The sequence below is a fragment of the Mesorhizobium sp. M5C.F.Ca.IN.020.29.1.1 genome, assembly GCF_003997375.1.
Taxonomy (GTDB): domain Bacteria; phylum Pseudomonadota; class Alphaproteobacteria; order Rhizobiales; family Rhizobiaceae; genus Mesorhizobium; species Mesorhizobium wenxiniae.
Genome location: NZ_RZSW01000287.1, coordinates 1 through 7773 on the forward strand (window position 1 = coordinate 1; position 7773 = coordinate 7773).

General features: G+C 63.0%; 9 protein-coding genes. 6 read left to right on the plus strand and 3 right to left on the minus strand.

Features of this window, described 5'->3' with window-relative positions; genetic code table 11:
* The 3 genes from EOA85_RS21410 to EOA85_RS21420 form a co-directional block, all read left to right on the plus strand.
* Positions 1–600: DUF3108 domain-containing protein (locus tag EOA85_RS21410; protein WP_164759784.1), on the plus strand; the 600-nt coding region annotated here is incomplete at its 5' end.
* 43 nt (positions 601–643) lie between these two features.
* Positions 644–1531, plus strand: a complete 888-nt coding sequence (locus tag EOA85_RS21415; RefSeq protein WP_127211074.1) for an EamA family transporter — start codon at positions 644–646, stop codon at positions 1529–1531.
* Positions 1531–2199 carry a lysoplasmalogenase family protein gene (locus EOA85_RS21420; protein ID WP_127211079.1) on the plus strand — a complete coding sequence of 223 codons (669 nt, stop codon included), beginning with the start codon at positions 1531–1533 and terminating at the stop codon, positions 2197–2199. The genes EOA85_RS21415 and EOA85_RS21420 overlap by 1 nt, the downstream gene beginning before the upstream one ends.
* A gap of 48 nt (positions 2200–2247) precedes the next feature.
* Here the strand turns inward: EOA85_RS21420 and EOA85_RS21425 are convergent, their stop codons facing one another.
* Complete coding sequence (locus EOA85_RS21425; protein WP_127211075.1) at positions 2248–2676, minus strand: cupin domain-containing protein; 429 nt, start codon at positions 2674–2676, stop codon at positions 2248–2250.
* A gap of 40 nt (positions 2677–2716) precedes the next feature.
* The gene (gene gloB, locus EOA85_RS21430) at positions 2717–3484 is read right to left on the minus strand and encodes a hydroxyacylglutathione hydrolase (RefSeq protein ID WP_127211076.1); all 768 of its coding nucleotides are present in this window, start codon (positions 3482–3484) and stop codon (positions 2717–2719) included.
* A gap of 300 nt (positions 3485–3784) precedes the next feature.
* Here gloB and EOA85_RS21435 point away from each other — a divergent pair, with 300 nt between their 5' ends.
* From EOA85_RS21435 to EOA85_RS21445, 3 genes are all read left to right on the plus strand, one after another.
* Positions 3785–4561: a class I SAM-dependent methyltransferase gene (locus tag EOA85_RS21435; protein ID WP_127211080.1), complete on the plus strand. Its 777-nt coding sequence runs from the start codon at positions 3785–3787 to the stop codon at positions 4559–4561.
* Between the two features lie 119 nt (positions 4562–4680).
* Entirely contained in the window at positions 4681–6507 is a 1827-nt protein-coding gene (locus EOA85_RS21440; RefSeq protein ID WP_127211077.1) for an ABC transporter ATP-binding protein/permease, read from the plus strand.
* Between the two features lie 125 nt (positions 6508–6632).
* Entirely contained in the window at positions 6633–7508 is an 876-nt protein-coding gene (locus EOA85_RS21445) for a DUF1194 domain-containing protein (RefSeq protein WP_127211078.1), read from the plus strand.
* A gap of 84 nt (positions 7509–7592) precedes the next feature.
* Here the strand turns inward: EOA85_RS21445 and EOA85_RS21450 are convergent.
* A partial coding sequence (locus tag EOA85_RS21450) for a methionine biosynthesis protein MetW (protein ID WP_281033767.1) occupies positions 7593–7773 on the minus strand: 181 nt, incomplete at its 5' end.

Consider the following 7773-nt stretch of genomic DNA (forward strand, 5'->3'; position numbering starts at 1 on the left):
GCCGGCCTCGCCACAATCTTCGACGACACACGCGGCACGGTCTCGTCAAAAGGCAAGATTTCGGGCAAGCAATTGCAGCCGCAAACGTTCCGCGCCGACTACACGTCGGGCGAGAAGGCGTCGATGATCGATATCCAGTTCGCCAATGGCACTGTTATCGCGACGAAGGTCGTGCCTGCGCCGAAGAAGCGCAATCCCAAAAATTGGATACCGCTGGGCGCCAGCCATCTCGCGTCGGTGCTCGATCCGATGGCCGCCACCGTCATCCATGCCGATAGCCTCGACAAGGTATGCGGGCGCACGGTGAAACTCTATGACGGCGAGATGCGCGCCAATCTGACGCTGACATACTATTCGAAAGGTTCGATCTCGGTGCGCGGCTACAAGGGCGAGACCGTCACCTGCAGACTGGGCTTTGAGCCGGTGGCGGGGTACCGCAAGAACCGCAAAGCTTTGAAGTACCTGAAGGATCGCAGCCGCATCATGGTGACATTTGCGCCGGTCGGTCAAACTGGCGTATATGCGCCGATCCACGCCACCGTCAGCACGAAAATCGGCACTCTCACCGTCAGCGCGGAGCGGTTCGAAGCAACAGAATAGGCGCGATTGCGCGCCGCCAGAAACAGGCGTGAGGCCGACGGACATGGGGCGCGCAACACTGATCGGCTTCTCGGCGATCGCCATGTGGGCGCTGCTGGCGCTGCTTACGGACGCTTCCGGTGCGGTGCCGCCATTCCTGCTTTCGGCGATCACCTTCACGATCGGCACCAGCGTCGGGCTCGTCGCGCGGCTGTTCATGCCGGCCGCCGCCAACCGGCCGAAGATACCGCCGCAAGTGTGGGTGATCGGCATTGCCGGCCTGTTCGGCTATCACTTCTTCTACTTCACTGCGCTGCGCAACGCGCCGGCGGTGGAGGCGAGCCTCATCGCCTATCTGTGGCCGCTGCTGATCGTGCTCGGATCGGCGCTGATGCCGGGCGAGCGGCTGGCCTGGAACCATGTCGTCGGCGCGCTGCTCGGGCTTGCCGGCACTTTTCTGATCGTCACAAAGGGCGGCGGGCTTGCCTTCGACGCGCGCTATGCATTTGGCTATGCGATGGCTGGCGTCTGCGCCGTGCTGTGGTCGGCCTATTCGCTGCTGTCGCGGCGCTTTCCGTCGGTGCCGACCAGCGTCGTCACCTGGTTCTGTGCGGCCACGGCAGCGCTTTCCCTTGTCTGCCATCTGATGCTGGAAGAGACGGTGCTGCCTGTCGGCGCCGGGCAGTGGCTGGCCGTGCTCGGCCTCGGCCTGATGCCGGTGGGCGCGGCCTTCTACGCCTGGGACATAGGCGTCAAGCGCGGCAACATCCAGGTGCTGGGCGCGGCGAGCTATGCCGCGCCGCTGCTGTCGACGCTGGTGCTGATATCAGCCGGTTTCGCCGAGCCGTCCCTGCGCATTCTCGCCGCCTGCGTGCTGATCACCGGCGGGGCAGCACTTGCGGCGAAGTCGCTGTTCTTGCGCAAGCAGGCAACTGGCGAGGCTGGGGCGTGATGCCGTTTCCCGGCGGCATTGACGCCAACGCCAATGCGACGCTGCTGTTTTCGCTGGTGGCGGCGGTGATCTACGCCTTCATCATCGACATGCCGCCGACGCTTGCGCGTTCTGCGGTCAAGACGCTGGCCGTGGCAATGCTTGCCGTGCTGGCCTCGCTGCAGGGCGGTCCGTGGCTGCTCGTAGCGGCACTGGCGCTCAGCGCCGTCGGCGACGCGTTCCTGTCGCGCGACGATGAAAAGGCTTTTCTCGGCGGGCTGGCCAGTTTTCTAATCGCGCATGGGCTTTACATAGCGCTGTTCCTGCGTTCCGGCGGTGGGATCGGGCTGCTCTCGGCCGAGCCGTGGCGCGGGTCGATTGCCCTGGCAATGGCCCTGTTCGCGCTCGCGATGCTTTTTTCGCTCTGGCGCCGTGTCGGCCCCGCCTTGCACCTTCCGATCAGCGTCTATATCGCGGCAATCCTTGCCATGGGAATTTCAGCACTCACCCTGAGCAATGTCTGGGTCTTTGGCGGCGCCGTGCTGTTCATGGCGTCCGACGGGCTGCTCGCCTCGGAAAAGTTCCTGCTGACCGGCATCTCGCCGCACCGTGTCTGGATGCGCTACGCGGTCTGGATGCTGTATTACGCCGCCCAGCTGGGGATCACGATGGGTTTCCTGTTGGGTTAGGTATGTCGATATCAGGGTGATGCCGGCCTGACCTGAATCTCAATATACCTACGTCGTTCCCGGCTGCCAGCCCGGTTCGGCCAGCTCGAAGGCGGCGAAATCGAAGCCCGGAGCCACGGTGCAGCCGACCAGCGTCCACTCGCCCAGGCTGCGTGCCGACTGCCACCAACCTGCCGGCACGACGATCTGCGGCCGCTCGCCCGCCGCCAGTGCCGTGCCGAGCACCTGCTCGATCACCGGCCCGTTTTCCCCATGAATCGACAGCGCCAGAGGCGCGCCGGCATAGAAGTGCCAGACCTCGGCCGCGTCCTTGACGCGGTGCCAGGCCGACACTTGCTCCTGCTCCAAAAGAAAATAGATCGCGGTCGAATGGCCGCGCGCGTCTTCCGTGCCATCCCGGAAGGTTTCGGCATACCAGCCGCCTTCCGGATGCGGTTTCAGGCAGAGCGTTGCGATGATTTCGGCGGAACTGGTCATTGGCCCCAGAAGGTCACGGTTTCCAGACCATCAATGGTGCTCAGAAATTGTCCTTGCGCTTGCGAATTTCGGCGAACACTTCGGCGTCGGAGGCGTTCTCCAAGCCGAGATGCTTGCGGATTGCCGGATCGTGCCAGCGCAGGAACGGATTGGTCGACAGTTCCTCGCCGATCGTGGTCGGCAGCGTCGGCTTGCCGTCGGCGCGCAGCGCCTCGATTTTCGCAGCGCGCTCCTTTAACGCCGAATTGGTCGGGTCGACGGTCAGCGCGAAGCGGGCGTTGGAAAGCGTGTATTCATGGCCGCAATAAACGACCGTCTCGGCCGGAAGTGCCGCGAGCTTTTTCAGCGAATCGTACATCACCGGCGGCTTGCACTCGAACAGCCGCCCGCAGCCGAGCGCGAACAGCGTATCGGCGGTGAACGCCACTTTCGATCCCGGCAGATGATAGGAGACATGGCCTGCCGTGTGGCCGGGCGTGGCGATCACGTCGATCCTCTCCTCGCCGAGGTGGATGACCGAACCCTGCTCGACGGTTTCGTCGATGCCGGGGATCTTGGCCTTTTCCGCTTCCGGTCCGACGATGCGCAGCTTGAAGCGCTCCTTCAGCGCCGGATTGGCCTCGACATGGTCGACATGGTGATGGGTGGTCAGGATCATCGTCGGCGTCCAGCCGGTACGCTCGATCGCAGCCAGGATCGGCGCCTCCTCGGGCGCGTCGATGATCGCGGTCTGGCCGCTTTTGGGGTCATGCACCAGCACGCCGAAATTGTCGCTGCGGCACATGAACTGTTCGATTTCAACCGGCATAGCATCTCTCCACTAGAGCGGTTCGGCGTTTCACGGAAACGCCGAACCGCTCTATCTCGTTGTTTTTCCGCAATTCCGGACGGAAAACCGTTTCACACTTTCCTGGAATTGCTCTAGAGCGCCGTACGTCCAGTTGGACGCACAAAGAACGCTCTAACACCTTTATCTGCTGCATCGTGCTTTCCGAAATCGAAATCGATTTCGGGCCGCTGCAGTAGTCGCCGCAGACATAGGGCGCTTGCCCGCGGATGTCATCCGCCTTTGTTGAACTTGGACAGCATCGAAGATAGCGTGCCGCGCATGCATTCCGATATCGTCGACCTTCGCTCCTTCTATTCGACAACGCTCGGGCGATTGGCCGAACGCTCGATCACCATGGCGTTGTCCTCGATATGGGCTGTTGTGCCCAATGAGCGGCTGGTCGGCCTCGGTTACACCTTGCCGTGGCTGGAGCGGTTCGGAACCGACGCGGAGCGTGTCTTTGCCTTCATGCCGGCGACGCAAGGCGCGGTGGTCTGGCCGGCCACGGGGCCGACCGCAACCGCGCTGGTCTTCGATGAGGAATTGCCGCTGGTCGATGCCTCCATCGACCGCATACTGCTCGTCCATTCACTCGAACATGCCGAGAACCCGCGCGAGACGCTGAACGAAATCTGGCGGGTGCTGTCGCCCGCCGGCCGCGTCGTCATCGTCGTCCCCAACCGGCGCGGTGTCTGGGCCCGTTTCGAGCATACGCCGTTCGGCAGCGGCCGGCCCTTTTCGCGCGGCCAGCTCACCGAATTGCTGCGCGAAGCAAACTTCACGCCCGCCGCCTGGTCCGACGCCCTGTTCTTCCCGCCATCGCGGCGACGCTTCATGATGCAGTTCCACAATGTGCTGGAGCGCGCCGGCCGCAGGTTCTGGCCGATCTTTTCCGGCGTCATCGTGGTCGAGGCGCAGAAGCGGCTCTATCAGGGCGTGCCGGTCGTCCAGCGCGCATCTCGCCGCGTCTTCGTGCCGGTTTTCTCGCCGCATGGCGCCACAAGGCTCGGCCGGATATCGCCGACCGGGAAGGCGACATTGCCGAGCCGTCGATGACATTTTCGTGATCGGGATCGAGCTTATTCTCACCTATGTGTCGAGGGCGGGTTTGCTACCCGAATGTGTCGACATGTTCACCGGTTTCAGCACCGCTTGCGAATTCAAGGACTTCACCAATGGCTGATCATCCGGATATAGAGGCAAGCGCCAAGCCGGTTGCCGCGTCGATCGAGGCCAGCAGCTTGCGCGACCAATTGGCGACGATCAAGCTTGCGCTGGGGACTTCGCCGATCCGCAAACACCTGCTCTGGGCCTGCGTCGGCATTGTCGCCGTCATTGTGGCAACCTCGATCGGGCAGGTTCTGCTCAATCGCTGGAACGAGCCCTTCTACGACGCGCTGGCTCGGCGCGATATGCAGGGCTTCCTGCACCAGCTTCTGGTCTTTGCCGCCATCGCCGGCGGACTTGTGGTGCTCAATGTCGGCCAAACCTGGCTCGACCAGAGGATCCGGCTGAAGCTGCGTGAGGCGTTGACCCTCGATCTGATCGGTGAATGGATGCGGCCGGCGCGCGCCTTCCGGCTCGCCAACGCCGGCGCCATCGGCGTCAACCCTGACCAGCGCCTGCAGCAAGATGCCGGACATCTCTCCGATCTTTCCACAGGCCTCGGCATAGGGCTGTTGCAGTCGTTGATTCTGCTTGTTTCGTTCGTCGGCGTCTTATGGTCGCTGTCTTCTGGCTTCGTCTTCCATATCGGCGGCTATTCGCTGGCCATTCCGGGCTACATGGTGTGGGCCGCGATCCTCTATGCCGGTACCGCCTCCTGGCTGAGCTGGCTGGTCGGACGGCCGCTCATCCGCTTCAACAGCGACCGCTATACGCGTGAAGCGGAGCTGCGCTCCTCGGTGGTCCGCGTCAACGAGAATGTCGATGCCATCGCGCTTGCGCACGGCGAAGCCGACGCGAGACGACGGCTCGAGCTCGACCTCGGCACGGTGCTGGGCGCGATGCGGCGCATCTACAGCGCCCAGATCAATCTTTCCTGGGTGACCGATACCTATGGCTGGATCACTGTCGTCGCGCCGATCCTCGTCGCCTCCCCGGTCTATTTCGCCGGCGATATCAGCTTCGGCGGGCTCATGATGGCTGTCGGCGCCTTCAACCAGGTGCATGCCTCGTTGCGCTGGTTCATCAACAATATCGGCGGCATCGCCGATTGGCGCGCCACGCTGATGCGCGTCGCCGATTTCCGCATCGCGCTCGCTGAAACGGACGTGCTGCACGACACCGAAAAACGCATCAAGATCGGCGAAAACCCGAATGGCAGGCTGACATTCGAGAACCTCGAGGTTGCGTCGCGGGATGGATGTACGAAGCTCGCCAAGCCCCATGTCGAAATCCGCGCGGGCGAGCGCGTCATGATCACTGGAGATCCGCGCGCCGGCAAGACGCTGTTCTTTCGCGCCATTGCCGGTCTGTGGCCGTGGGGAAGCGGGCGGATCGGCATGCCGGCCGGAGAGGTGCCCGCCTTCGTTCCCCGCAAGCCCTATTTCCCGCTCGGCACGTTGCGCGAGGTGCTCAACCACGCCGATGCCGCGGTCAGCGACGCCGAGATCTCGGCGGTGCTTGCCGAGGCCGGTCTTGGGCGTCTGTCGTCCTCGCTCGACCGCTCGGCGCGCTGGGAGCGCGAATTGAGCGATGACGAGCAGCGCCTGCTTGCCTTTGCCCGGCTGGTTTTGCGGCAGCCGAAATGGGTGATCATCGACGAGGCTTTGGACACGTTCGACGGCGCGACGCTGAGTCGGGTGCTGTCGATGCTGGAGGCGCGTCTTGCCGACGCCGCGATCCTCAACATTGGCCGGAGCCAGCAGAACATTGAATTCTTTCCGCGCTCGTTGGCGATCGTGAAAGACGTCGACCGACCGCCTCTCAAGCCAGTCCGTGTCAGGGCCGGCGCGATCGAACCACCCCCGGCCGTCGCCGCAGCCTACCAAGAGACGTAGCCGGCGATACGCAGCCAAGCTTTATTTCGCCGTGATCGCGGCGAAAGATTGCCGGCATCGTGCGGAAGTTCGCGGCGTTGGACCTATGCTTGACGCGCTTAAAACGCGTCCCGTTGAAGAGATTCATGCGACACGTTTTAAGCCTTTGTTTCTATGCATGTCGTTACCCCAAAACCGCTTCGCACTTTTGGGCGACATGCATCAGCCTGCTTGCCTGCCTTGCCTGCGCTCAGGCAGCACCACTGGCCGCGCCGGCCAATACCATTGCAGTGGACGTCGAACTGGTGCTGGCGGTCGACATTTCACACTCGATGGACGAAAGGGAATTCGCCCTGCAGCGCGCCGGCTATGTCGAGGCGCTGCGCCACCCCGACTTCATCGATGCGGTGCGTTCGGGTGTGACCGGCCGCATCGCGCTGGCCTATTTCGAATGGGCAGGCACCGTCCGCGACGATGCGGTCATTGCCTGGCAGGTCATCGATAACGCTGAGAGCGCCGACGCATTCGCCGACAAGATCGAGGCGCGCCCATTCAGGAGCTTTCGCGGCACCTCCATTTCCGGTGCGCTCGGCTTCGGCGCCAAGCTGTTGGATGGAGGCGCTTTCGAGGCGACGCGCAGTGTCATCGACATTTCAGGCGATGGTCCCAACAATACCGGGATGCCCGTCACCACGACACGCGACGCCGCGGTGGCAAAGGGTATCGTCATCAACGGCCTGCCGATCCTGATCAGCCCGTCGCCCAGCTTCAGCCATCTCGACCAATACTATGCCGAGTGCGTTACGGGCGGGCCTGGGGCTTTCGTGCTGCCGGTCTATGCCGCTTCCGAATTCGTGACCGCCATACGCCGCAAACTGATCCTAGAGGTTAGCGGTGTTGCCGGTCCCTGGGCCGATCGCGTACCGATCCGGGTCGATGCGGCAACACCGGTCGACTGTTTGCAAGGCGAGCGCGACCGGCGGTTTTTCTCCGATCCGTATTTTCCGGAACTTAATCGCTAGCTGGTCGATGAATGGCGATCAGTCCTACACCCATGGTCTTCGGACTCGGGCAGGCCGAGCGCCATATTGGCCGAAGGAGCGACGTTATCGTCTCAGCAGGAACACCGCTTGCTGGCCAAAGAAATTCCAGAACCACCATGGCATGGAGAGGCCGATTTTCTGGCCATTGGCGTCGAGCGCGGTTGCTCTTTCCACTGTCGCGCCGAGCTCCTCGCAGAGGTTGACGAAGTCACGGATGGTGCAGAAATGGATGTTGGGCGTGTCG